This window comes from Streptomyces sp. NPDC053432 (assembly GCF_055585365.1).
In genome coordinates this window covers 92,960-115,170 of the sequence record NZ_JBVJKF010000012.1, presented here as the reverse complement: position 1 = coordinate 115,170, position 22,211 = coordinate 92,960, and the positions used below count along the sequence as shown (strand labels likewise).

The 22,211-nt window shown below is 70.9% G+C and carries 22 protein-coding genes; 7 read left to right on the top strand and 15 right to left on the bottom strand.

Annotation, left to right across the window (positions count from 1 at the left end; genetic code table 11):
* Positions 1-6 precede the first annotated feature (6 nt).
* From nuoK to ACZ6Y1_RS21050, 11 genes are read right to left on the bottom strand one after another with little or no spacing between them, the layout of a single operon-like run.
* Complete coding sequence (gene nuoK / locus ACZ6Y1_RS21100; protein WP_403877341.1) at positions 7-306, bottom strand: NADH-quinone oxidoreductase subunit NuoK; 300 nt, start codon at positions 304-306, stop codon at positions 7-9.
* Complete coding sequence (locus ACZ6Y1_RS21095) at positions 303-1,121, bottom strand: NADH-quinone oxidoreductase subunit J (protein ID WP_469631778.1); 819 nt, start codon at positions 1,119-1,121, stop codon at positions 303-305. The genes nuoK and ACZ6Y1_RS21095 overlap by 4 nt, the downstream gene beginning before the upstream one ends.
* A complete protein-coding gene (gene nuoI / locus ACZ6Y1_RS21090; protein WP_469631775.1) occupies positions 1,118-1,735 on the bottom strand; it encodes an NADH-quinone oxidoreductase subunit NuoI in 618 nt (205 codons plus the stop codon). The genes ACZ6Y1_RS21095 and nuoI overlap by 4 nt, the downstream gene beginning before the upstream one ends.
* Positions 1,728-3,095: an NADH-quinone oxidoreductase subunit NuoH gene (nuoH, locus tag ACZ6Y1_RS21085; protein ID WP_469631772.1), complete on the bottom strand. Its 1,368-nt coding sequence runs from the start codon at positions 3,093-3,095 to the stop codon at positions 1,728-1,730. Before nuoH ends, nuoI begins: the two co-directional genes overlap by 8 nt.
* Positions 3,092-5,599 (bottom strand): NADH-quinone oxidoreductase subunit G, encoded by a 2,508-nt coding sequence (locus ACZ6Y1_RS21080; protein WP_469631769.1) that lies wholly within the window; start codon positions 5,597-5,599, stop codon positions 3,092-3,094. Before ACZ6Y1_RS21080 ends, nuoH begins: the two co-directional genes overlap by 4 nt.
* The gene (nuoF, locus tag ACZ6Y1_RS21075) at positions 5,596-6,945 is read right to left on the bottom strand and encodes an NADH-quinone oxidoreductase subunit NuoF (RefSeq protein WP_469631767.1); all 1,350 of its coding nucleotides are present in this window, start codon (positions 6,943-6,945) and stop codon (positions 5,596-5,598) included. The genes ACZ6Y1_RS21080 and nuoF overlap by 4 nt, the downstream gene beginning before the upstream one ends.
* Positions 6,945-7,694 carry an NADH-quinone oxidoreductase subunit NuoE gene (gene nuoE / locus ACZ6Y1_RS21070; protein ID WP_469631763.1) on the bottom strand — a complete coding sequence of 250 codons (750 nt, stop codon included), beginning with the start codon at positions 7,692-7,694 and terminating at the stop codon, positions 6,945-6,947. The genes nuoF and nuoE overlap by 1 nt, the downstream gene beginning before the upstream one ends.
* The gene (locus ACZ6Y1_RS21065; RefSeq protein WP_469631760.1) at positions 7,691-9,019 is read right to left on the bottom strand and encodes an NADH-quinone oxidoreductase subunit D; all 1,329 of its coding nucleotides are present in this window, start codon (positions 9,017-9,019) and stop codon (positions 7,691-7,693) included. Before ACZ6Y1_RS21065 ends, nuoE begins: the two co-directional genes overlap by 4 nt.
* Complete coding sequence (locus ACZ6Y1_RS21060) at positions 9,019-9,753, bottom strand: NADH-quinone oxidoreductase subunit C (protein ID WP_469631757.1); 735 nt, start codon at positions 9,751-9,753, stop codon at positions 9,019-9,021. Before ACZ6Y1_RS21060 ends, ACZ6Y1_RS21065 begins: the two co-directional genes overlap by 1 nt.
* Entirely contained in the window at positions 9,750-10,304 is a 555-nt protein-coding gene (locus ACZ6Y1_RS21055) for a NuoB/complex I 20 kDa subunit family protein (protein WP_376658070.1), read from the bottom strand. Before ACZ6Y1_RS21055 ends, ACZ6Y1_RS21060 begins: the two co-directional genes overlap by 4 nt.
* 15 nt (positions 10,305-10,319) lie before the next feature.
* Positions 10,320-10,679 carry an NADH-quinone oxidoreductase subunit A gene (locus tag ACZ6Y1_RS21050; protein ID WP_030028256.1) on the bottom strand — a complete coding sequence of 120 codons (360 nt, stop codon included), beginning with the start codon at positions 10,677-10,679 and terminating at the stop codon, positions 10,320-10,322.
* Positions 10,680-11,457: 778 nt separating this feature from the next.
* Here ACZ6Y1_RS21050 and ACZ6Y1_RS21045 point away from each other — a divergent pair.
* Positions 11,458-12,297, top strand: a complete 840-nt coding sequence (locus ACZ6Y1_RS21045) for a C40 family peptidase (protein ID WP_469631752.1) — start codon at positions 11,458-11,460, stop codon at positions 12,295-12,297.
* Positions 12,298-12,375: 78 nt separating this feature from the next.
* On the opposite strand, the gene ACZ6Y1_RS21040 is transcribed toward ACZ6Y1_RS21045, so the two are convergent.
* The 3 genes from ACZ6Y1_RS21040 to ACZ6Y1_RS21030 all read right to left on the bottom strand — a co-directional run bounded on the left by ACZ6Y1_RS21040 (position 12,376) and on the right by ACZ6Y1_RS21030 (position 14,441).
* The gene (locus ACZ6Y1_RS21040) at positions 12,376-12,636 is read right to left on the bottom strand and encodes a hypothetical protein (RefSeq protein ID WP_469631750.1); all 261 of its coding nucleotides are present in this window, start codon (positions 12,634-12,636) and stop codon (positions 12,376-12,378) included.
* 390 nt (positions 12,637-13,026) lie between these two features.
* On the bottom strand, positions 13,027-14,001 hold the full coding sequence (locus tag ACZ6Y1_RS21035) for a hypothetical protein (RefSeq protein ID WP_469631747.1): 975 nt from the start codon (positions 13,999-14,001) through the stop codon (positions 13,027-13,029).
* A 32-nt stretch (positions 14,002-14,033) separates the two neighbouring features.
* Positions 14,034-14,441, bottom strand: a complete 408-nt coding sequence (locus ACZ6Y1_RS21030) for a hypothetical protein (protein ID WP_469631743.1) — start codon at positions 14,439-14,441, stop codon at positions 14,034-14,036.
* Between the two features lie 250 nt (positions 14,442-14,691).
* On the opposite strand from ACZ6Y1_RS21030, the gene ACZ6Y1_RS21025 reads away from it, so the two are divergent.
* From ACZ6Y1_RS21025 to ACZ6Y1_RS21005, 5 genes are read left to right on the top strand one after another with little or no spacing between them, the layout of a single operon-like run.
* Positions 14,692-15,180, top strand: coding sequence for a hypothetical protein (locus ACZ6Y1_RS21025; RefSeq protein ID WP_469631740.1), 489 nt, complete (start codon positions 14,692-14,694; stop codon positions 15,178-15,180).
* 20 nt (positions 15,181-15,200) lie between these two features.
* Complete coding sequence (locus ACZ6Y1_RS21020; protein WP_469631737.1) at positions 15,201-17,078, top strand: peptidoglycan-binding domain-containing protein; 1,878 nt, start codon at positions 15,201-15,203, stop codon at positions 17,076-17,078.
* Positions 17,075-17,884 (top strand): ABC transporter ATP-binding protein, encoded by an 810-nt coding sequence (locus ACZ6Y1_RS21015; protein ID WP_469631735.1) that lies wholly within the window; start codon positions 17,075-17,077, stop codon positions 17,882-17,884. Before ACZ6Y1_RS21020 ends, ACZ6Y1_RS21015 begins: the two co-directional genes overlap by 4 nt.
* On the top strand, positions 17,881-19,110 hold the full coding sequence (locus ACZ6Y1_RS21010) for an ABC transporter permease (RefSeq protein WP_469631732.1): 1,230 nt from the start codon (positions 17,881-17,883) through the stop codon (positions 19,108-19,110). Before ACZ6Y1_RS21015 ends, ACZ6Y1_RS21010 begins: the two co-directional genes overlap by 4 nt.
* A gap of 43 nt (positions 19,111-19,153) precedes the next feature.
* Positions 19,154-19,423, top strand: a complete 270-nt coding sequence (locus tag ACZ6Y1_RS21005) for a hypothetical protein (protein WP_469631729.1) — start codon at positions 19,154-19,156, stop codon at positions 19,421-19,423.
* Positions 19,424-19,440: 17 nt separating this feature from the next.
* On the opposite strand, the gene ACZ6Y1_RS21000 is transcribed toward ACZ6Y1_RS21005, so the two are convergent.
* Positions 19,441-20,724: a geranylgeranyl reductase family protein gene (locus ACZ6Y1_RS21000; protein WP_469631726.1), complete on the bottom strand. Its 1,284-nt coding sequence runs from the start codon at positions 20,722-20,724 to the stop codon at positions 19,441-19,443.
* A 102-nt stretch (positions 20,725-20,826) separates the two neighbouring features.
* Here ACZ6Y1_RS21000 and ACZ6Y1_RS20995 point away from each other — a divergent pair, with 102 nt between their 5' ends.
* Positions 20,827-21,357: a GNAT family N-acetyltransferase gene (locus ACZ6Y1_RS20995; RefSeq protein ID WP_469631724.1), complete on the top strand. Its 531-nt coding sequence runs from the start codon at positions 20,827-20,829 to the stop codon at positions 21,355-21,357.
* Positions 21,358-22,211 lie beyond the last annotated feature (854 nt).

The following is a 22,211-nucleotide window of genomic DNA, read 5'->3' as shown; positions in this document are numbered from 1 at the left end:
CGCCCCTTACAGCTTCATCAGGCTGGCGTCGTCGACCGAGGCCGAGTGGCGGCTACGGAACAGCGACACGATGATCGCGAGGCCCACGACGACCTCCGCGGCGGCGACGACCATCGTGAAGAACGCGATGATCTGGCCGTCGAGGTTGCCGTGCATCCGGGAGAACGCGACGAAGGCGAGGTTGCAGGCGTTGAGCATCAGCTCGACGCACATGAACAGCACGATCGCGTTCTTGCGGATCAGCACACCGGTCGCACCGATGGTGAACAGCAGGGCCGCCAGGTACAGGTAGTTGACCGGGTTCACTTCGAGGCCTCCTCACGCGATTCGCGGCCGAGGCGCTCGGCGGAGCTCTGCTCCAGCGCCCTGAGGTCGTCCAGCGCCTGGCCGGAGACGTCGCGGATCTGGCCGCGGGCACGCAGCGTCTTGCTGACCGTCAGCTCGGACGGGGTGCCGTCCGGCAGCAGACCGGCGACGTCCACCGCGTTGTGCCGGGCGTAGACGCCGGGCGCGGGCAGCGGCGGGAGCTGCACTCCCTCGCGTACGCGCTTCTCCGCGAGCTCGCGCTGGGTGGCGGCCCGCTCCGTGCGCTCGCGGTGGGTGAGCACCATCGCGCCGACGGCCGCCGTGATCAGCAGGGCGCCGGTGATCTCGAAGGCGAAGACGTACTTGGTGAAGATCAGCTGGGCCAGGCCCTCGACGTGCCCGCCGGAGTTGACCCGGCCGAGCCCGTTGAAGTGGGTGAGCCCGGCGTTGCCGATGCCGGCGAACAGCAGGATGCCGAAGCCGAGCCCGCACAGGAGGGCCAGCCAGCGCTGGCCCTTGATGGTCTCCTTCAGGGAGTCGGCGGCGGTGACGCCGACGAGCATGACCACGAAGAGGAAGAGCATCATGATCGCGCCGGTGTAGACGATGACCTGGACGACGCCCAGGAAGTACGCCCCGTTGGCGAGGTAGAAGACCGCCAGGATGATCATCGTCCCGGCGAGGCTCAGTGCGCTGTGCACGGCCTTCTTCATCAGGATCGTGGACAGCGCGCCGATGACGGCGACCGTGCCGAGGACCCAGAACTGGACCGCCTCGCCCGTGGAGGTCATGGTGGCGGCTGACAGGGCGCTCATGCCCCCACCTCCTCGGCGTGCCCGTTGCTCTCCGCGTCTTCCGCGGCCTCGCCCTTCGAGACGGCCACCTGCCGGACGGTGCCGGGGGCGGCCCCCGTCACCAGTCCGCGGTAGTAGTCCTGCTCGTCGGTGCCGGGGAAGATCGAGTGCGGCGCCTCGACCATGCCCTCGGTCAGGCCCGCCAGCAGCTGCTCCTTGGTGTAGATGAGCGACTCGCGGCTGGCGTCGGCCAGTTCGAACTCGTTCGTCATCGTCAGCGCCCGCGTCGGGCACGCCTCGACGCACAGCCCGCACAGGATGCAGCGGGCGTAGTTGATCTGGTAGACGCGGCCGTAGCGCTCACCCGGGGAGTAGCGCTCCTCCTCCGTGTTGTCCGCGCCCTCCACGTAGATCGCGTCGGCGGGACAGGCCCAGGCGCACAGTTCGCACCCGATGCACTTCTCCAGACCGTCGGGGTGCCGGTTCAGCTGGTGCCGTCCGTGGAAACGCGGCGCGGTCGTCTTCTGCTGCTCCGGGTACTGCTCGGTGAGGCGCTTCTTGAACATGGCCTTGAAGGTCACGCCGAAGCCCGCCACCGGGTTCTGCCACTTCTCGCTCTGGTCAGCGTCAGACATTCTCAGCACCCTCCTCTCGGTCACTCTCAGTATTCGTCCCGCCACTGACAATCAGCTCCCGCTCGCTGCGGGGCCGCCTGCGCGGTACGGGTGCCAGGTGCTGGCCGGGCTTGGGCGGTACGGGGAATCCACCCGCGAGCGGGTCGAAGGGCGCGGTGTCGGCCGTGGCCGCCGCGGCCTTCTCGCGCTTCTCGCGCTTCTCGCGGAACAGGTCCGCGACGAAGGAGAGCAGCAGGATCGCGACGACCGCGCCGCCGACGTAGAGGACGATCTGGCTGAAGTTGTAACTCTCGTTGCGCAGCGCCCGGACGGTGGCGACCAGCATCAGCCAGACCACGGAGACCGGGATGAGCACCTTCCAGCCGAGCTTCATCAGCTGGTCGTAGCGCACGCGCGGCAGCGTGCCGCGCAGCCAGATGAAGAAGAAGAGCAGCAGCTGCACCTTGAGGACGAACCAGAGCATCGGCCACCAGCCGTGGTTCGCGCCCTCCCAGTACGTGGAGATCGGCGCCGGGGCCCGCCAGCCGCCCAGGAACAGGGTGACCGAGACCGCGGAGACGGTGACCATGTTGACGTACTCGGCCAGCATGAACAGCGCGAACTTGATGGACGAGTACTCGGTGTTGAAGCCGCCGACCAGGTCGCCCTCGGACTCCGGCATGTCGAAGGGGGCGCGGTTCGTCTCGCCGACCATCGTGACGACGTAGATGATGAAGGAGACCGGCAGCAGCACGATGTACCAGCGGTCGGCCTGGGCCTCCACGATCGCCGAGGTCGACATCGACCCGGAGTAGAGGAAGACCGAGGCGAAGGCCGCGCCCATCGCGATCTCGTAGCTGATCATCTGCGCGCAGGAGCGCAGTCCGCCGAGCAGCGGGTACGTCGAGCCGGAGGACCAGCCGGCCAGCACGATGCCGTAGATGCCGACCGAGGCCACCGCGAGGACGTACAGCATCGCGATGGGCAGGTCGGTCAGCTGCATCGTGGTGCGCTGGCCGAAGATGGAGACCTCGTTGCCGGCGGGCCCGAAGGGGATCACCGCGATCGCCATGAAGGCCGGGATCGCCGCGATGATCGGCGCCAGGACGTAGACGACCTTGTCGGCCCGCTTGACGATGACGTCTTCCTTGAGCATCAGCTTCACGCCGTCGGCGAGCGACTGGAGCATGCCCCAGGGGCCGTGCCGGTTCGGTCCGATGCGCAGCTGCATCCAAGCGACGACCTTGCGCTCCCACACGATGGAGAACAGCACGGTCACCATCAGGAAGGCGAAGCAGAAGACCGCCTTCAGCAGGACCAGCCACCACACGTCGTGGCCGAACAGGCTGAGGTCCTCGGCGGCCAGCTCTACCGCGTTCACGCGTCCACCTCCGCGGGGGTGCCATCTGCGCCGGCCGGGGTCGCCGGGCCGATGCGTACGAGGGCGCCGGGGGCGGCGCCCGTGTCGGCGAGGACGCCGGAGCCGGTGGAGTTCAGCGGGAGCCAGACCACCCGGTCGGGCATCTCGGTGACCCTCAGCGGCAGTTCCACGGAGCCGGCGGGGCCGGTGACCGCGAGGACGTCGCCGTTCTTGACGCCCGTCTCGGCGGCCGTGGCCGCCGACAGCCGGGCACTCGCCTCGTGCCGGGTGCCGGCCAGGGCGTCGTCGCCCTCCTGGAGCCTGCCCTGGTCGAGCAGCAGCCGGTGGCCCGCGAGGACCGCCTCGCCGACGCCCGGGCGGGGCATCGGCAGCGGGGCGGTGGACTGCTCGGTGGCCAGCGGCCCCTCCCACGGCCCGAGCCGCTCCAGCTCCCGGCGTACGGCGTGCACGTCGGGCAGCGCGAGCGGCCGGTCGGCGGCGTCGGCCAGCATGTGCAGGACGCGGGAGTCGGCCGGGGCGAGCCGGCGCGTCATCTGGTCGGGCTTGAGGGCGGCCTCGAACGGCCGGACCCTGCCCTCCCAGTTGATGAACGTGCCGTCCTTCTCGGCGACCGCGGCCACCGGGAACACCACGTCCGCGTGGTCGGTGACCTCGCTCGGCCGCAGCTCCAGGGAGACCACGAAGGCCTCCACGAGCGCGGTGCGGGCGCGGGCCGGGTCGGGCAGGTCCGTCACCTCGACGCCCGCGACCAGCAGGGCGGACAGCTCGCGGGTGGCCGCCGCCTCGACGATCTGGCCGGTGTCGCGGCCGTAGCGGTGCGGCAGCTCGTCGAGCCGCCAGGCCGCGGCGACCTCGTCGCGGGCCCGCGGGTCGGTGGCCGGACGGCCGCCCGGCAGCAGGGACGGCAGCGCGCCCGCCTCGACGGCGGCCCGCTCCCCGGCCCGGCGCGGGATCCACACCAGCTTGGCGCCGGTCGCGGCGGCGGCCCGCACGGCGGCGCTCAGCGCGCCGGGCACGCCGGCCAGGCGCTCCCCGACCACGATGACCGCGCCGGGCTTGCGCAGCCCCTCCGCGGCCGCGGCGCCGCCGGCCACCAGGCCGGTGCCGGAGGCGAGGGCGTCCAGCCACTCGGGCTCGGTGCCGGGGGCGGCGGCCAGCAGGGTGCCGCCCGCCTTCTGCAGGCCCCGGGTGGTGAAGGGGGCGAGGGCGAAGGTCCGCTGCTTGCGCTTGCGGTGCGCCTTGCGCAGCCGCAGGAAGACCCCGGGTGCCTCCTCCTCCGCCTCGATGCCGACGAGCAGCACGGCGGGGGCCGCTTCCAGCGAGGTGTACGTGACGCCGTCGCCGTCGAGGTCCGTGCCGGTGCCGGCCACGGTGGCGGCCAGGAACTCGGCCTCCTCCGCGCTGTGCACCCGGGCCCGGAAGTCGATGTCGTTGGTGTCGAGCACGACGCGCGCGAACTTGGCGTACGCGTACGCGTCCTCGACCGTGAGCCGGCCGCCGGTCAGGACACCGGCGCGGCCGCGCGCGGCCGCGAGCCCGTTGGCCGCGGCCTCCAGGGCCTCGGGCCAGCTCGCCGGGGCGAGCACCCCGTCGGTGCCGCGCACCAGCGGGGTGGTGAGCCGGTCCGGGCGCTGCGCGTAGCGGAACCCGAAGCGGCCCTTGTCGCACACCCATTCCTCGTTGACCTCGGGGTCCTCGGCGGCGAGGCGTCGCAGCACCTTCCCGCGCCGGTGGTCGGTGCGGGTCGCGCAGCCGCCCGCGCAGTGCTCGCACACGCTCGGGGAGGAGACGAGGTCGAAGGGGCGGGAGCGGAACCGGTAGGCGGCCGAGGTCAGGGCGCCGACGGGGCAGATCTGGATGGTGTTGCCGGAGAAGTACGACTCGAAGGGGTCGCCCTCGCCGGTGCCGACCTGCTGGAGTGCGCCGCGCTCGACCAGTTCGATCATCGGGTCGCCGGCGATCTCGTTGGAGAAGCGGGTGCAGCGCGCGCACAGCACGCACCGCTCGCGGTCCAGCAGCACCTGAGTGGAGATCGGGACCGGCTTCTCGTAGGTGCGCTTCCTGCCCTCGAAACGCGATTCGGCGTTGCCGTGGGACATCGCCTGGTTCTGCAGGGGGCACTCGCCGCCCTTGTCGCAGACCGGGCAGTCCAGCGGGTGGTTGATGAGCAGCAGCTCCATCACCCCGCGCTGGGCCTTGTCGGCGACCTCGGAGGTCAGCTGCGTCTTGACGACCATGCCGTCGGTGCAGGTGATGGTGCAGGAGGCCATCGGCTTGCGCTGGCCCTCGACCTCGACGATGCACTGGCGGCAGGCGCCGGCCGGGGAGAGGAGGGGGTGGTCGCAGAACCGGGGGATCTCGACGCCGATCTGCTCGGCGGCCCGGATGACGAGGGTGCCCTTGGGCACCGACAGCTCGATGCCGTCGATGGTGAGCGACACCAGGTCCTCGGGCGGCACCGCCGCCTCTCCGCCACCTGCCGGTGCGTTAGTGGTGACGGTCATGCGTTCACCTCCGTGTCGGCCCAGAGGGTCGACTTCCTGGGGTCGAAGGGGCAGCCCTTGCCCGTGATGTGCTGCTCGTACTCCTCGCGGAAGTACTTCAGCGAGGAGAAGATCGGGCTGGCGGCGCCGTCGCCCAGCGCGCAGAAGGACTTGCCGTTGATGTTGTCGGCGATGTCGTTCAGCTTGTCGAGGTCGGCCATGACGCCCTTGCCCGCCTCGATGTCGCGGAGCAGCTGGACCAGCCAGTAGGTGCCTTCGCGGCAGGGGGTGCACTTGCCGCAGGACTCGTGGGCGTAGAACTCGGTCCACCGGGTGACGGCCCGCACCACGCAGGTCGTCTCGTCGAAGCACTGGAGCGCCTTGGTGCCGAGCATCGACCCGGCCGCGCCCACGCCCTCGTAGTCGAGCGGGACGTCGAGGTGCTCGTCCGTGAACATCGGGGTGGAGGAGCCGCCCGGGGTCCAGAACTTCAGCCGGTGCCCGGGCCGCATCCCGCCGCTCATGTCGAGGAGCTGGCGCAGGGTGATGCCGAGCGGGGCCTCGTACTGGCCGGGGCCGGCGACGTGCCCGGAGAGCGAGTACAGCGTGAAGCCGGGGGACTTCTCGGTCCCCATCGACTTGAACCAGTCCTTGCCCCTGTTCAGGATCGCGGGAACGGACGCGATGGATTCCACGTTGTTCACCACGGTGGGGCAGGCGTAGAGCCCCTCGACGGCAGGGAAGGGGGGACGCAGCCGGGGCTGACCGCGCCGGCCTTCGAGGGAGTCGAGCAGCGCCGTCTCCTCGCCGCAGATGTACGCGCCCGCGCCCGCGTGCACCGTGATGTCGAGGTTCAGGCCGCTGCCCAGGATGTCCTTGCCGAGGTAGCCGGCCTCGTACGCCTCGCGCACCGCCTCGTGCAGGCGCCGCAGCACCGGCACGACCTCGCCGCGCAGGTAGATGAAGGCGTGCTCCGAACGGATCGCGTAGCAGGCGATGATCATTCCCTCGATGAGGGAGTGCGGGTTGGCGAAGAGGAGGGGGATGTCCTTGCAGGTTCCCGGCTCCGACTCGTCCGCGTTCACCACGAGGTAGTGCGGCTTGCCGTCGCCCTGCGGGATGAACTGCCACTTCATCCCGGTGGGGAAGCCGGCGCCTCCGCGGCCGCGCAGACCGGAGTCCTTCACGTAGGCGATGAGGTCGTCCGGGGTCATCGCGAGGGCCTTGCGCAGGCCTTCGTAGCCCTCGTGGCGCCGGTAGGTCTCCAGCGTCCACGACTCGGGCTCGTCCCAGAACGCCGAGAGGACGGGCGCGAGGAGCTTCTCCGGGCTCGTACCGTTCTTGCTCAGCTCAGTCGACACGGACATCACTCCCCTCCCTCGGTGCCGGTCTCGCCGCGGGACTCGCCTCGCGGGTGGACGATCGGGGTGCGCGGGGACTCGCCGCGGGCGATGCGCAGGCCGATCAGGGAGGCGGGGCCGGCGCCGCCGGTCGCCTCGACCGCGCCCTCGCGCTCGTCCGGGAAGCCCGCCAGGATCCGGGCGGTCTCCTTGTACGTGCACAGGGGCGCGCCCCGGGTCGGCTGCACGGGGCGGCCGGCCAGCAGGTCGTCCACCATGGCCTTGGCGGACTCGGGGGTCTGGTTGTCGAAGAACTCCCAGTTGACCATCACCACGGGGGCGAAGTCGCAGGCCGCGTTGCACTCGATGTGTTCGAGGGTGACCTTGCCGTCGGGGGTGGTCTCGTTGTTGCCGACCCCGAGGTGCTCCTTGAGCCCCTCGAAGATCGCGTCGCCGCCCATGACCGCGCACAGGGTGTTGGTGCAGACGCCGACCTGGTAGTCCCCGGAGGGCCTGCGCCGGTACATCGTGTAGAAGGTCGCCACCGCCGTGACCTCGGCGGTCGTCAGGCCCAGCACGTCCGCGCAGAAGCGGATGCCGGTGCGCGAGACGTGGCCCTCCTCCGACTGGCACAGGTGCAGCAGCGGGAGCAGCGCGGAGCGGCTGTCGGGGTAGCGGGCGATGACCTGCTTCGCGTCCGCTTCGAGCCGCTCGCGCACGTCGGCCGGGAAGTCGGGGGCGGGAAGCTGCGGCATGCCCAATGAGATGTCGGTCATCGGTCGACGCCTCCCATCACGGGGTCGATGGAGGCGACGGCGACGATGACGTCGGCGACCTGGCCGCCCTCGCACATCGCGGCCATGGCCTGCAGGTTGGTGAAGGACGGGTCGCGGAAGTGGACCCGGTAGGGGCGGGTGCCGCCGTCGGAGACGAGGTGGACGCCGAGTTCGCCCTTGGGTGACTCGACCGCCGCGTACGCCTGCCCGGCTGGCACCCGGAAGCCCTCGGTCACCAGCTTGAAGTGGTGGATGAGGGCCTCCATGGAGGTGCCCATGATGTTCCTGATGTGGTCGAGCGAGTTGCCGAGGCCGTCGGGGCCCATCGCGAGCTGCGCGGGCCAGGCGATCTTCTTGTCGGCGACCATGACCGGGCCCGGCTCCAGGCGCTCCAGGCACTGCTCGATGATCCGCAGCGACTGGCGCATCTCCTCCAGGCGGATCAGGAAGCGTCCGTAGGAGTCGCAGGTGTCGGTGGTCGGCACATCGAACTCGTAGTTCTCGTAGCCGCAGTACGGGTCCGACTTGCGCAGGTCGTGCGGCAGGCCGGCGGAGCGCAGGATCGGGCCGGTGGCGCCGAGTGCCATGCAGCCGGTGAGGTCGAGGTAGCCGACGTCCTGCATGCGGGCCTTGAAGATGGGGTTGCCGGTGGCGAGCTTGTCGTACTCGGGCAGGTTCTTCTTCATGGTCTTGACGAACTCGCGGAGCTGGTCGACGGCGCCGGGGGGCAGGTCCTGCGCCAGGCCGCCGGGGCGGACGAACGCGTGGTTCATGCGCAGGCCGGTGATCAGCTCGAAGATGTCGAGGATCAGCTCGCGGTCGCGGAAGCCGTAGATCATGATCGTGGTCGCGCCCAGCTCCATGCCGCCGGTGGCGATGCACACCAGGTGGGAGGAGAGCCGGTTGAGCTCCATCAGCAGGACGCGGATGACGGTGGCGCGGTCCGGGATCTGGTCGGTGATGCCGAGCAGCTTCTCGACGCCGAGGCAGTACGCCGTCTCGTTGAAGAACGGCGTCAGGTAGTCCATGCGCGTGACGAAGGTCGTGCCCTGCGTCCAGTTCCGGAATTCGAGGTTCTTCTCGATGCCGGTGTGCAGGTAGCCGATGCCGCAGCGGGCCTCGGTGACCGTCTCCCCGTCGATCTCCAGGATCAGGCGGAGCACCCCGTGGGTGGAGGGGTGCTGGGGGCCCATGTTGACGACGATCCGCTCGTCGTCGGCCTTGGCCGCGGACTGGACGATCTCGTCCCAGTCGCCGCCGGTGACGGTGTAGACGAGGCCTTCGGTCGTCTCGCGGGAGGACGCGTGGTTCGAGGTGTTGGACATCAGCTGTACGACCTCCGCTGGTCGGGAGCCGGGATCTGGGCGCCCTTGTACTCGACGGCGATGCCGCCGAGCGGGTAGTCCTTGCGCTGCGGGAAGCCCTGCCAGTCGTCCGGCATCATGATCCGGGTGAGGGCCGGGTGCCCGTCGAAGATCAGGCCGAAGAAGTCGTACGTCTCGCGCTCGTGCCAGTCGTTGGTCGGGTAGACGGAGACGAGCGACGGGATGTGCGGATCGCCGTCCGGTACGGAGACCTCCAGCCGCAGGATCCGGCCGTGGGTGAGCGAGCGCAGGTGGTAGACGGCGTGCAGCTCGCGGCCCTTGTCGCCCGGGAAGTGCACGCCGGAGACGCCGGTGCAGAGCTCGAAGCGCAGGGCCGGGTCGTCGCGCAGGGTGCGGGCGACGCGGACGAGGTGCTCGCGGGCGATGTGGAAGGTCAGCTCGCCCCGGTCGACCACCGTCTTCTCGATGGCGTTCTCGGGGACGAGGTCCTGCTCCTCCAGGGCGCCTTCGAGCTCGTCGGCCACCTCGTCGAACCAGGAGCCGTACGGGCGGTGGCTCGCGCCGGGCAGGGCCACGGTGCGGACCAGGCCGCCGTAGCCGCTGGTGTCGCCGCCGTTCCTGGCGCCGAACATGCCCTTGCGGACGCCGATGACCTCGGGGCCGCCGCCGCGCGGCGCGGGGACGTTGTTGCCGTTCTCCGGGTGGCCGTTCTCCGGCTCTCGGGTCTCGCTCACCGGAGCAGCCCCTTCATCTCGATCATGGGGAGTGCCTTGAGGGCCGCTTCCTCCGCCTCGCGGGCCGCCTCTTCCCGGTTCACACCGAGCTTTCCGCCCTGGATCTTCTGGTGGAGCTTGAGGATCGCGTCCATCAGCATCTCGGGGCGGGGCGGACAGCCGGGGAGGTAGATGTCCACGGGGACGATGTGGTCGACGCCCTGGACGATCGCGTAGTTGTTGAACATTCCGCCCGAAGATGCGCAGACCCCCATGGAGATGACCCATTTGGGAGCGGGCATCTGGTCGTACACCTGCCGCAGCACCGGCGCCATCTTCTGGCTGACCCGGCCGGCCACGATCATCAGGTCGGCCTGGCGCGGGGAGCCGCGGAAGACCTCCATGCCGAAGCGGGCCAGGTCGTACCGGCCCGCTCCGGTGGTCATCATCTCGATGGCGCAGCAGGCCAGGCCGAAGGTCGCGGGGAAGACGGATGCTTTGCGCACCCACCCCGCGGCCTGTTCGACGGTGGTCAGCAGAAAGCCGCTCGGCAGCTTCTCTTCCAGTCCCATGGAAAATTCAGCCCCTCAGTCCCATTCCAGGCCGCCGCGGCGCCACACGTAGGCGTAGGCGACGAAGACGGTGAGCACGAAGAGCAGCATCTCGACGAGCCCGAAGATCCCCAGGGAGTCGAAGGTGACGGCCCAGGGGTAGAGGAAGACAACCTCGATGTCGAAGACGATGAAGAGCATCGCCGTGAGGTAGTACTTGATGGGGAAGCGGCCGCCGCCGGCCGGCGTGGGAGTGGGCTCGATGCCGCACTCGTACGCTTCGAGCTTCGCCCGGTTGTACCGTTTTGGGCCGATCAGCGTGGCCATGACCACGGAGAAGATCGCAAACCCTGCGCCGAGGGCGCCGAGCACGAGGATGGGCGCGTACGCATTCACGCTCCTCGCTCCTTCCAGTCGTCCTTGACCGTTGGACCGCTGCCGGCGCCGAGTGCCCCGCCTCGCTCGCATGTGAGGCAGTTCACAAGCCGGACTGGTGCGCATCTTATGCCCGCGCATCTGTGATCTGCGACACGGGTTACAACAACGAGTTTGTGATCTCCACCACCTGACGAACGATCATGAAGTCCGATGAGTGGTGATCTTCATACGCGAAGCATCCACATGATCACCAAAGGTGACATCCGGGCCCGTTACCGCAGGTAGAGAGCGGGTTGCTCTATCAAACGATGGAGCGTGCAGGCAAATTTCCCCAACCGGCGCCGGAGTGATAAAGGGATCGGCCTCCCCCGGTCGGGTTAGACCCCGCGTACGGAGGTGGACGCCGGCCGGCCGCCGGCTCCGGGGGCCCGGACCAAAGCGCGTCCGTTCACGAGCGGACCCGGCCGTCGGCCCGCGCGCGGCGCGCCCGGCTCACAGGCGGATCACGGACGGGGTACAACACCCTCACAGTGAGACTCTCCTGTGACCTGCGCCACTGTGAATCGACGGTTCCGAAAGAGGGCTTGGCCATCAGTGCGGAGGGATGGTAGGCGGGAGATCAATTCGGACTTATTGCGGAAACCCCATGATCACAGCCTTGTGAGGGCATGTCCGTTTCGCCCGTTACGGCGTCAATAAGGTTTGCGACGCGCCCGGTTCGGCCACTTCGCGCGCAACTGTGGCGCAGACCACGTTTCTTGATGGGACCCCTACCCCCCTGATAGCGGTTGTTCTCATGTCCCACACCGCTCACATACCCAGCCACCGGAAGCCCCGCCGCAGCGCCTCGAAGCTCGCGGTCCGCGCCGGAGTTGCCGGTGGCGTCCTCAGCACCCTGGCGATGGCCGGCACCGCGAGCGCGTCCCCCTCCGAGCCCGTGGCCGAGACGACGCTCGAGATGCCGGTCCTTAACCTGGACCTGGCCGCCGAGGTCGCCGGCGCCGTCACCACGGCCGCCGAGAACACCCAGTCGGCCGCCGTCCAGGGCGAACTGCACGCCCAGGAGGAGACGGCCCGTACCGGCGCCGCCGCCGAGGCGAAGCAGGCGAAGGAAGAGGCCCAGAAGAAGGCCGACGAGGAGAAGAAGGCCGCCGACGAGGCCGCCCGCAAGGCCGAGGCCGAGCGCGCCACCCGTTCCTCCTCCCGCGGCTCCCTCCAGAGCACCTCCGCCTCCGGCTCGGGCTCGCAGCAGGGCGTCGGCACCGTGACCGCGCCGGCCACCGGCTCGGCCGCCGCGATCGTCAACTTCGCCCGCGCCCAGGTCGGCAAGGCGTACGTGAGCGGCGGCACCGGCCCGTCCTCGTACGACTGCTCCGGCCTCGTCCAGGCCGCCTACCGCCAGGCCGGCATCACCCTGCCGCGCATGTCGCAGGACCAGTCCGCGCGGGGCACCTCGGTCTCCCTGAACGCCCTGCAGCCGGGCGACGTCCTGTACTGGGGCTCCCGCGGCTCCGCGTACCACGTCGCCATCTACGTCGGCGGCGGCAAGTTCGTCGGCGCGCAGAACCCCAGCACGGGCATCGTCGAGCGCAGCCTGAGCTACGACCGGCCGACGGGCGCCGTCCGCATCCTCTGAGCCGTGTGAGGCACCAGGACAACGCGAAAGGGCCGGCACTCCCCCGCTCGGGGGTGGAGTGCCGGCCCTTCCGCGCGCTCAGGCCAGTGAGGCCGCCAGCTTGAACCGCGCCTCGCGCTGCTTCTCGTACAGGGCGAGGGTCTCGGCGTGCTCCTCGACGAGCCGCTCCTGATACGCCTTCTCGGCGGCGGCCCAGGTCCCGACGAGGTTCACCTCGCGCTTGCAGGCGACATCGGCCTTGGCGGCGACGGCCCTGGGGCCGCCTTCGTCGCTTTCCAGGTCCAGTTCCTCGATGACTTCGTAGGGCGTACCGATCCCGTCATATCCCGACTTGGACATGCATGCCGACCAGTTCCCGAGCATCTCGACGACCCGCGAGTCCTGCCGGGACCGGTCAGCTGCGGGGCGGCCGGTTTGACCGCCGGCCGGCCCTGGGTCCCCCCGGCGCCGCCGGTACCGGAACAGCCGGCAACGAGCGTGGTCGTCAGCAGGACGGCCAGGGCTGTGGCGAACCGGCGTCGCCGGGGCGTGCACAGCGCTCGGGACTCCACATGGGACCGACGGAAACCTGGCAAGGCTTTTCGCGCCTGATGGCTGGTCAACTGAATTGACAGAAAATTATCGTTCGTCCCGCCGGAACGACTCCCCGCTGTCCGGCGGCACGCTCCAGCATTGCCCCGTAGTGGATTCGTCAATTCCGGCTTGAGTCGCTGCAAGGGAACCCACCGGTCACGCGAGAGAGGCCGCCAGTTTGAGGCGTGCGTCGCGCTGCTTCTTGTACAGGGCGAGGGTCTCGGCGTGCTCCTCGACCAGCCGCTCCTGATAGGCGCGCTCGGCAGCCGCCCATATCCCCACGAGATTGACCTCGCGCTTGCAGGCGACGTCTTTGGTGGCGACGGCGATCGCCCTGGGGCCGGACTTGTCGTTCTGCAGCCCCAGCTTCTCGATCACCTCGTACGGAGTGGCGACTCCTGCGTACCCGGCTTTGCCCATGCAGTCGGACCAGCTATTCAGGGCCGCGACCACCCGGGAGTCCTCCTGCGCGCGGCTGTGCGCCTGGGCGGCGAGTCCGAAGGAGAAGAGCAGGTCGACGCTGTCCTTCGTGGGCGCGTACAGCTTGCGGTACCCCTCCCGTCCGCAGCCGCCCGCCGGCACCTTCTGGCCGCCGACCTCGACTCCGCTGTCCGTCTTCTCGGCCTCTTCCTGGCTCATGGGGTCCGGTCCGACAGGGACGGTCTCACCCGGACGGGTACCGAAGAGGACTGCGGACGCGCTCTCGCTGAGCTGCGGCGGAGCCGGCTTCGGCGGACGCGGCACTCCGGAGTCGCTGTCGTAGCCGTAGGCCGCCGCATGCTCGGGATCCGCCTCGCCGAACAGGTTCCGGTGCCGGTCCCCGTCCGCCCCGTTGCCCGTCGTGGGCCGCTTCGACGGCGCCTCGTAGGTGAACCCGTACCGGGCCATGCACTGCTCGGTCAGGCGGGCCTGCACCGCGTCCATCCGCCGGACCTCGGCGTCCGAATCCATGTAGGCATCCATGGGGAGCGAGATGGACGAGGTGGCGGGGTTCGTCGCGACGGGGCCGAGGGCGGGTTCGCCTCCGCTCTTGCCCTTCCCACCACCGCCGTCCGAGCAACCCGCCAGCAGGACGACCGTTGCCGCCAGCAGGACGGTCGTGAGAGCCGGGCGGCGAGGGGTGGGAGACATCAGAGCGTTTCCTTCGGGACGATCGGGGCGGACTAGTACCAGTAGATCGAGCTGATGCTGTCCTTGAAATTGGCCGAGGCATTTCCCGTGTAGTTGGGCGGGATCGAGCCCTGGATGCCCTTGTAGTCGACGTCCGTGTAGACGTACCAGCCGTTGATGTCGAGGTTCTTGTAGGCCCGCGTGTTGTCGTTCACGTTCTGGGTGCGGCCGTCACAGCCCGCAGGGCCGTAGAAGGTGTTGTCCGTGAGGGTCGGGTCGTCATTGTTGCTGTCGAAGACACAGCCGCTCGGACCGTATTCGTAGTACAGCCCGAACTCGAATTTCTCCAGGTAGCCGTCGTGCACCCACGCCGAGGCGGGAGCGGCCGTCGCGACCAGCAACGCGGCCGCGATAGCCGCAGGGGCGGCCGCGAGGCGCAGCCCACGCAGGTTCTTGTTCATTCGTACATTCCCCACTGTAGAAAGGGACAGAGGTGCGTGATTCCACAACTGTCTTTAGTCAGCGGGGAGTTAACGGCACACAGGGTTTTCTCACAAGCGGCTTCTCAATCCATGGACCGTCAAAAAACTTGCTCTGGACAGGACTTGTCGCACCGCCCATTCCGTCCTTAGGATCACGAACCGCGTCCGCATCCTTCACCTCGCGCGGACGCCTTCATTCCACATTCCCACCCCCGGGGGAAGCGCCATCATGCGCAAGTACGCCACCGCCCTGTTCACAGCCGCGTCCCTCGCGCTCACGGCCTGCCAGGGTGACGGCCAGCCCAAGTCCAGCGACAGTCCGCCGCCCACCAAGGAGGACATCGCCTACTACGACTGCCTCAAGGCCAACGGGGTGAAGATCAAACACACCGATTACGGGGCCCCCCGCGTGGACAAGGACGATCCGTCGGCGAAGGAGAAACTCCCGGCGGCGCAGGAAGCCTGCAAGGACAAGGTTCCGCCGCCCCCCTCTCCCGTGCAGGCCGACCCGGAGAGGGTCGCCGCAGCCCGTGCGGAGTCCAAGTGCCTGCGCGAGAACGGCGTCTCCTGGTACCCGGATCCAAATCCGGTGACCGCCGAGATCGACGACCGGGCCGTGACTCCGGAACAGATGGCGGAACTGAAGACGAAGCACGTCGACGCCCTGCGCAAATGCAGGACCGACCGCGGTTCCGGCAAAGCCGTTCTCGGCGGGTGAGAGAGCTGCAGGACGTCGTGGTGAACGTACCGTCCCCCAGCCGGCAGGACGGCGGCGACGAGAACATCGCCCGGGACTCCGGCGGGCTCGCTCGGGGACGGCGGGTGGTGTTCGGGGTCGTGGCCGGGGCCGCGCTCATGGCTGTCGGGGGGTTGCTGGCCACCACGCTGGTGAAGTCGCCCGCGCAGGTCGCCGCCGAGACCGCGCCGCCCGCGCAGAGCGTGCTGACCGCCGAGGTCGAGCGGCGGGTGCTCGCGCAGAAGGTGGTGATGCGCGGGACCGTCGTCGCCGACCAGAGCGTCGAGGTGGCCCCGCAGCCGCGTTCCGCCGAAGGCGCGGGTACGCCCGTGGTGACGAAGCTGCCGCTCAGGGCAGGGGACCCGGTCGCGGCCGGGCAGCTGCTGGCGGAGGTGTCGGGGCGGCCCGTGTTCACCCTCAGGGGGACCCTGCCCGTCTACCGGGACCTCAAGCCGGGCGCCACCGGCGACGACGTGGCGCAGTTGCAGCAGGCGCTGCGCGACCTCGGGCACGGCACGGGCGGCGACGCGAAGGGCGTGTTCGGGCCCGGTACGAAGGCCGCGCTCGCCGCGCGGTACAAGGCCATCGGGTACGACCCGCTGCCCGCCGTGGCGGACGGCGCGGAGGTGCTGAAGGCCGCGCGGGAAGCCGTACGGTCGGCCGAGTGGGGCGTGGAGGACGCCCAGGCCGCGGAACGGGGTGAGGGCGCGGGGAAGACCGCGCCCGGGCCCGCCGGACCAGCCGGGTCCACCGGGCCCACCGCGTCCGCCGCACCCGGTACCGGCAACAGCGGGAAGGCCGGCGGCACCGGCGGTGGCAGCGGCGGCGACTCCGGCCGGGCCCTCGCGCGGGCCCGCCAGGCCCTCGCCGACGCGCGGGCCAAGCTCGCCGCGGCCGAGGCCGCCGACGGGCCGATGCTCCCCGCCTCCGAGACCGTGTTCCTCGGCTCCTTCCCCGCACGGGTCAGCGCCGTCGGCGGCCGGATCGGCGGGCCCGTGTCCGGGGCGGTGCTCACCCTGTCCGTCGGTGAGCTCGTCGTGGAGGCCTACCTCAAGGAGGACAAGAAGCAGCTGCTGCGGGCGGGCATGTCCGTGGTGGTCTCCTCGGAGGTGGCCGGTACCGACGCCCGCGGCAAGGTGGCGACGGTCGCCACCGAACGGTCCGTCGGCCAGCTGCCGGGCGGCCAGCAGGGCGCCCCGAACGGCCCGGCCGGGCAGGGCGGCCAGGGCGGGCAGGGCGAGGGCTCCCAGGGCAAGGGCGGTGGCGGGGCCGACCTCGGCTACCGGATGGTGGTCCGCGCCGACCAGCCGCTGCCCGCCGCCTTCGCCGGGCAGGACGTACGGCTGACCATCGAGTCCGCCGCCACCGACGGTGAGGCCCTCGTGGTCCCGGTCACCGCGGTCTCCGCGAGCCCGGACGGCCAGACCCTCGTGACGGCCGTCTCCGCCGACGGCACGCAGCGGCGCATTCCGGTCCGCACCGGCACCAGCGGCGACGGCTACGTGGCCGTGACCCCGGTCAGGAACGGCGACCTCGCGGCCGGCGCCCGGGTCGTCATCGGCATAGCCCCCCGGGAGCCGGCCAAGGGCCGCGGCGAATCGCCGAAGCCCGGCAGGACACCGGGCAGGGCGTCGGGCCTCCCGGCAACCGGCACCGGCACCGGCACCTGGAGCACCAGCACGGCCACGAGCACCGCCACCCGGACCAGCACCCGGAGCACCGGCACGTCCGCGCACCCAGGCAGGGACCCCAGCACGGGCACCGCCACGGCCACGGCCACGGGCACCACCACCGGCACAGCCACCGCCGCGGGCACCGCCACCGCCACCGCCACGGGCACCACCACCACCGCCACCGCTACCGCAGGGGTCCGCGCGTGAGGTTTCCGTGGCCGCGTCCTGCCCTCGGGGACGCCATGCCCGCCGCCGGGGACGCGGCGCACGACGCCCGGGACGCGGCGCTCGACGCCGAGGAGGCGGTGCCCGACAGCCGGGACGAGGCGCCCGGCGGCGGGGACGAGGCGCCCGTCATCGAGTTCCGCGGGGTCGGTCTCACCTACCCCGGGCCGCCCCCGGTCGAAGCCCTGCACCCCTGCGAGCTGGTCGTGGAAAGGGGGGAGTTCATCACCGTCGTCGGCCCCTCCGGGTCCGGGAAGTCCACCTTCCTCAACGTCGCCGGACTCCTCGACTCCCCCACCACCGGCCGGTACCTCCTCGACGGCATCGACACCGCCGCCCTCCCCGATCGCCGGCGCACCGCCCTGCGCGGCCGCCGGATCGGGTTCGTGTTCCAGTCCTTCCACCTCCTGCCCCACCGGTCCGCCCTGGAGAACGTCACCCTCGCCATGCTCTACACCGGAACGCCCCGCGCGCAGCGCCTCGTACGGGCCCGCGAGGCGCTCGGCCAGGTCGGCCTCGGGCACCGCGCCGACGCCGTGCCCGGACGGCTGTCCGGGGGCGAGCGGCAGCGCGTGGCCATCGCCCGGGCCCTCGTCGGGCGGCCCTCGCTGCTGCTCTGCGACGAGCCCACCGGCAACCTCGACTCCGCCAACGCCGCCTCCGTGCTGGGGCTGCTCGACGAGCTCCACGCCTCCGGGATGACCGTCCTCGTCATCACCCACGACCCCGAAGTGGCCCGGCGCGGCGCCAGGACCCTTACCATCCGCGACGGGCGGCTGCGCCCGTGAGCGCCGTCGCGCCGACCCGGCTCTCCGTGCGCGACGCCCTCGCCGAGGCCGTCGCCGGCATGCTGCGCCGCCCCGGCCGGGCGGTGCTCACCGCCCTCGGCACCGTCCTCGGCGTCGGCAGCTTCGTCGCCGTGCTCGGCCTCACCGCCACCATCTCCTCGCAGATCGACGGCCGGTTCAACGTGCTGACCGCCACCGAGGTGACCGTCGAGGACGTGGCCGCCCAGCAGAACGAGTTCGCCGGACCCGGCTTCCCCGCCGACGCCGAACAGCGGCTGCGCGCGGTCGCCGGCATCGAGCACGCGGGAGTGCTGTGGACCGTACGGCTGGACCCGCGCACCCCCATCGGCTCCCTGCCGTCCGCGGGAGGCGGTACGGGCTCCACCGGCGGCGGCTCGTCCGTCGTCGCCGCCTCCCCCGGAGCCGTCGCCGCACTCGTGCCGACCCTCCGGGAGGGCCGCCTCTACGACGAGTTCGCCGAGCGGAGCCGGGCCCGCGTGGTCGTCATCGGCGGCGGGCTCGCCGGCCGCCTCGGCATCACCACCCTGGCGACCCGGCCCGCGCTCTACATCGGGCAGGAGCCGTTCACCGTGGCGGGGATCATCTCCGACGTGGAACGCAAGCCGGAGAACCTGCTGTCCGTGCTCGTGCCGCGGGCCACCGCGGAGGAACTGTGGGGGCAGCCCTCACCCGGCAGCGCGAGCATGCTCATCTCCACCCGGCTCGGCGCCGCCCGCCAGGTCGCCGACCTCGCTCCGCTGGCGCTGCGCCCCGACCACCCCGAGTACCTGAAGGCGGTGCCGCCGCCCGACCCGCGGATGCTGCGCTCCGGCGTCACCTCGGACCTGAGCGCCCTCTTCCTGCTGCTCGCCGGGATCTGCCTGGTCATCGGTGCGGTCGGGATCGCCAACACCACCCTGGTCGCCGTGCTGGAGCGGACCGGCGAGATCGGGCTGCGCCGTGCGCTCGGCGCGCGGGGCCGGCACATCTCGGCCCAGTTCCTCACCGAGTCCGCCGCGTTGGGCGCGCTCGGCGGGCTGGTGGGCACCTCGCTCGGGGAACTGACGGTGGTCGGCGTGTCCCTGGCCCGCGACTGGACCCCGGTCATCCACCCGGCCACCGTCGCCGCGGCCCCGCTCGCCGGGCTGGTCACCGGACTGCTGGCCGGTCTCCATCCCGCCTGGCGGGCAGCCCGTATCGAACCGGCCGAGGCCCTGAGAAGATAGGCCCTGGCGCGTTCTCATCGTTCGACCTGTAGGCGGTGGCCCCGTGAATCCGAAGCCGTACGAACACGACGGCGCCGGCGACCCCACCGCCCTGCCGGCCGCACTGGGCCTCGGCATGCTCGCCGTCGGCGGCTGGCTGCTGACCACCGCCCGCCCCTGGCAGAAGCCCGGCCACGCCCTCACCCTCGGCCTCGGCTGGACCGCGTCCGGGGCCCTGCTGGTGTGGGGGCTGGCGCTGCTGGCCCGGTGCGTGCGCACGGTGCACGGCGGCGCCGCCGACTCCGGCGGCGAGGCCGTGCACTCCGACCGCTAGCCCGGGCACTGCGACCGCTAGGCCTTCGGGGCCACCTTCGACAGGCCGTTGATGATGCGGTCCATCGCGTCGCCGCCCGTCGGGTCGGTCAGGTTCGCCAGCATCTTCAGCGTGAAGCGCATCAGCACCGGGTGGGTCAGACCGCGCTGCGCGGCGATCTTCATGACCGTCGGGTTGCCGATGAGCTTCACGAAGGCGCGGCCCAGCGTGTAGTAGCCGCCGTACGTCTCCTTCAGCACCTTCGGGTAGTTGTGCAGCGCCAGCTCGCGCTGCGCCGTGGTGGCGCGGGCGTGGGCCTGGACGATGACGTCGGCCGCGATCTGGCCCGACTCCATCGCGTAGGCGATGCCCTCGCCGTTGAACGGGTTGACGAGCCCGCCCGCGTCGCCGACCAGCAGCAGCCCCTTGGTGTAGTGCGGCTGCCGGTTGAAGGCCATCGGCAGGGCCGCGCCGCGGATCGGCTGGGTCATGTTCTCGGGGGTGTAGCCCCAGTCCTCCGGCATGGACGCGCACCAGGCCTTGAGGACCTCGCGCCAGTCCAGCTCCTTGAAGGCGGAGGAGGAGTTGAGGATGCCGAGGCCGACGTTGGACGTGCCGTCGCCCATGCCGAAGATCCAGCCGTAGCCGGGCAGCAGCCGGTCCTGCGGGCCGCGCCGGTCCCACAGCTCCAGCCAGGACTCCAGGTAGTCGTCGTCGTGGCGGGGGGAGGTGAAGTACGTACGGACGGCCACGCCCATCGGCCGGTCCTCGCGCCGGTGCAGACCCATCGCGAGGGAGAGACGGGAGGAGTTGCCGTCGGCGGCGACGACCAGCGGGGCGTGGAAGGTGACCGGGGTCTTCTCCTCGCCGAGCTTGGCGTGCACGCCCGTGATGTGGCCGGTGCGGGGGTCGCGCACGGGCTCGCCGACGTTGCAGCGCTCGTACAGGCGGGCGCCGGCCTTCTGCGCCTGGCGGGCCAGGATCTCGTCGAAGTCGTCGCGCTTGCGGACGAGTCCGTAGTCCGGGAAGGAGGCGAGTTCCGGCCAGTCCAGCTGGAGCCGCTGCCCGCCGCCGATGATGCGCAGGCCCTTGTTGCGCAGCCAGCCGGCCTCCTCGGAGATGTCGATGCCCATCGCCACGAGCTGCTTGGTGGCGCGCGGGGTCAGCCCGTCGCCGCAGACCTTCTCGCGGGGGAAGGCCGTCTTCTCCAGCAGCAGGACGTCCAGTCCGGCCTTGGCGAGGTAGTAGGCGGTCGTCGAGCCGGCGGGCCCGGCCCCGACGACGATCACGTCCGCGGAGTGTTCGGAGAGGGGCTCGGTCACTGCGGGGTCTCCCGAAGGCTCGATCTCGATAAAGGGTGCCGGGCGGCCCCGGACATGTGCAGTCTATGCAGCGACAGAGATCGCGATCCGAAGGGCTGCCAGATGAACACCCCGCCGACCCGGCCGCTCCCCGTCATACAACTGCGCGTACCCACCGACGAGGACGCCTTCGCCTGGCACCGGGCTTTCGACGACCCCGACGTCATGGAATTCCTCGGCGGCCCCGCGGAGGTGTCCGCGTACGAGGAGTTGGCCGCGCGCCAGCGCATGCACGACGCACAGCTCGGCTACTGCCTGTGGACCCTGCTGGACGCCGAGGGCACGGTCATCGGCTTCACGGGCGCGCAGCCGTGGCCCCGGGAGAAGGCGTGGGGCCCGGTCGGCGAGATCGAGATCGGCTGGCGGCTGAGCCGGTCCGCGTGGGGGCGGGGGTACGCGTACGCCGCGGCGCTGGCCACGCTGGAGCGCGTACGGGAGGCGGGGGTCCCGGAGGTGGTGGCGATGATCGACGACGCCAACACCCGCTCCTCCGCGGTCGCGGAACGCCTCGGCATGACCCTGGCGAAGACCTTCCCCCTCCCGGGAGGCCGACGTACGGGCCGCCGGTACGAGCTCACGCTCACGCGGGGGTGAGGAGGGGGCGGGGGGACGGGTCACGCGCGGTCGGGGCTCCTCCCCCTGCACTCCGCCACCCCCAGCCGGTCGCTGCCCACCACACACGGCGGCGAGGCGGACCGGCGCCTGCCCGGTGCGGCGGGGGTGAGCGATGGTCAGTGCCCCGGTCGGTCGGGAGCGAGGAAGGGTTGGGGATTTCCCGTCAGTCTCATCGTCCTTCCGCGGCGGGCCGCCCTGTCAAGGGCGCTCCTCCTTCGTCGTCGCGTCGCTGCGCGATCGCCTGCGGCGACCCTTGACAGACCGTCCCGCCACGGAAAAACGAAGACTGCCGGGAAACCCCCAAAAGAACGGGCCGGGCGGAACAACAGATAGACGGGCCGGCCAGAGATGCGCGAGGCGGTGAGGGCGGGCCGAGCCCCTCCCCGGCCCGCCACCTCGCCCCTCCGGCCCGGGCAGACGACCGAGACCCCTCCCCACCTCGGCCACAAGAGCCTGACCGGCAGGAAGGGCGCACCAGATCGCTACGCGCTCCTCACGTCTCGGCGTCTGACCCCCGTCCGGGGCTGATCACGCCCCAGATCGCTACGCGCTTCGCTTTGACGGCGTCCACGGTCGCCTTGGGTCGGGCATAAGCCGCCCACGATCGCTACACGCTTCTCGACGACGGCGTCCGGCCCCCGCCTGGGGCTGATGGGGGCGATGGGGAGGAAAGAGGAGGGAAAAGGGGCCTGGGAAGGGGTCAGCAGGGAGGAACCTCGGCCTGGCCGAGCTGTATCCCCCACAGCGCAAGGCCGTCACCACAAACACATCCCCACATCGCCTCAATTGGGGCATTTCGATGGGTCTTTTCATGCACTCGGGCGTCTGACCCG

Bases quoted from the DNA above. Each gene is read 5' to 3' on its own strand.
- ACZ6Y1_RS21045 (WP_469631752.1), top strand. From the start codon at position 11,458: ATGTCCCACACCGCTCACATACCCAGCCACCGGAAGCCCCGCCGCAGC.
- ACZ6Y1_RS20995 (WP_469631724.1), top strand. From the start codon at position 20,827: ATGAACACCCCGCCGACCCGGCCGCTCCCCGTCATACAACTGCGCGTA.
- ACZ6Y1_RS21030 (WP_469631743.1), bottom strand. From the start codon at position 14,441: ATGAACAAGAACCTGCGTGGGCTGCGCCTCGCGGCCGCCCCTGCGGCT.
- nuoI (WP_469631775.1), bottom strand. From the start codon at position 1,735: ATGTCTGACGCTGACCAGAGCGAGAAGTGGCAGAACCCGGTGGCGGGC.
- ACZ6Y1_RS21025 (WP_469631740.1), top strand. From the start codon at position 14,692: ATGCGCAAGTACGCCACCGCCCTGTTCACAGCCGCGTCCCTCGCGCTC.
- ACZ6Y1_RS21095 (WP_469631778.1), bottom strand. From the start codon at position 1,121: ATGAGCGCCCTGTCAGCCGCCACCATGACCTCCACGGGCGAGGCGGTC.
- nuoF (WP_469631767.1), bottom strand. From the start codon at position 6,945: ATGTCCGTGTCGACTGAGCTGAGCAAGAACGGTACGAGCCCGGAGAAG.
- ACZ6Y1_RS21035 (WP_469631747.1), bottom strand. From the start codon at position 14,001: ATGTCTCCCACCCCTCGCCGCCCGGCTCTCACGACCGTCCTGCTGGCG.
- ACZ6Y1_RS21040 (WP_469631750.1), bottom strand. From the start codon at position 12,636: ATGTCCAAGTCGGGATATGACGGGATCGGTACGCCCTACGAAGTCATC.
- ACZ6Y1_RS21065 (WP_469631760.1), bottom strand. From the start codon at position 9,019: ATGTCCAACACCTCGAACCACGCGTCCTCCCGCGAGACGACCGAAGGC.
- ACZ6Y1_RS21055 (WP_376658070.1), bottom strand. From the start codon at position 10,304: ATGGGACTGGAAGAGAAGCTGCCGAGCGGCTTTCTGCTGACCACCGTC.
- ACZ6Y1_RS21080 (WP_469631769.1), bottom strand. From the start codon at position 5,599: ATGACCGTCACCACTAACGCACCGGCAGGTGGCGGAGAGGCGGCGGTG.
- nuoE (WP_469631763.1), bottom strand. From the start codon at position 7,694: ATGACCGACATCTCATTGGGCATGCCGCAGCTTCCCGCCCCCGACTTC.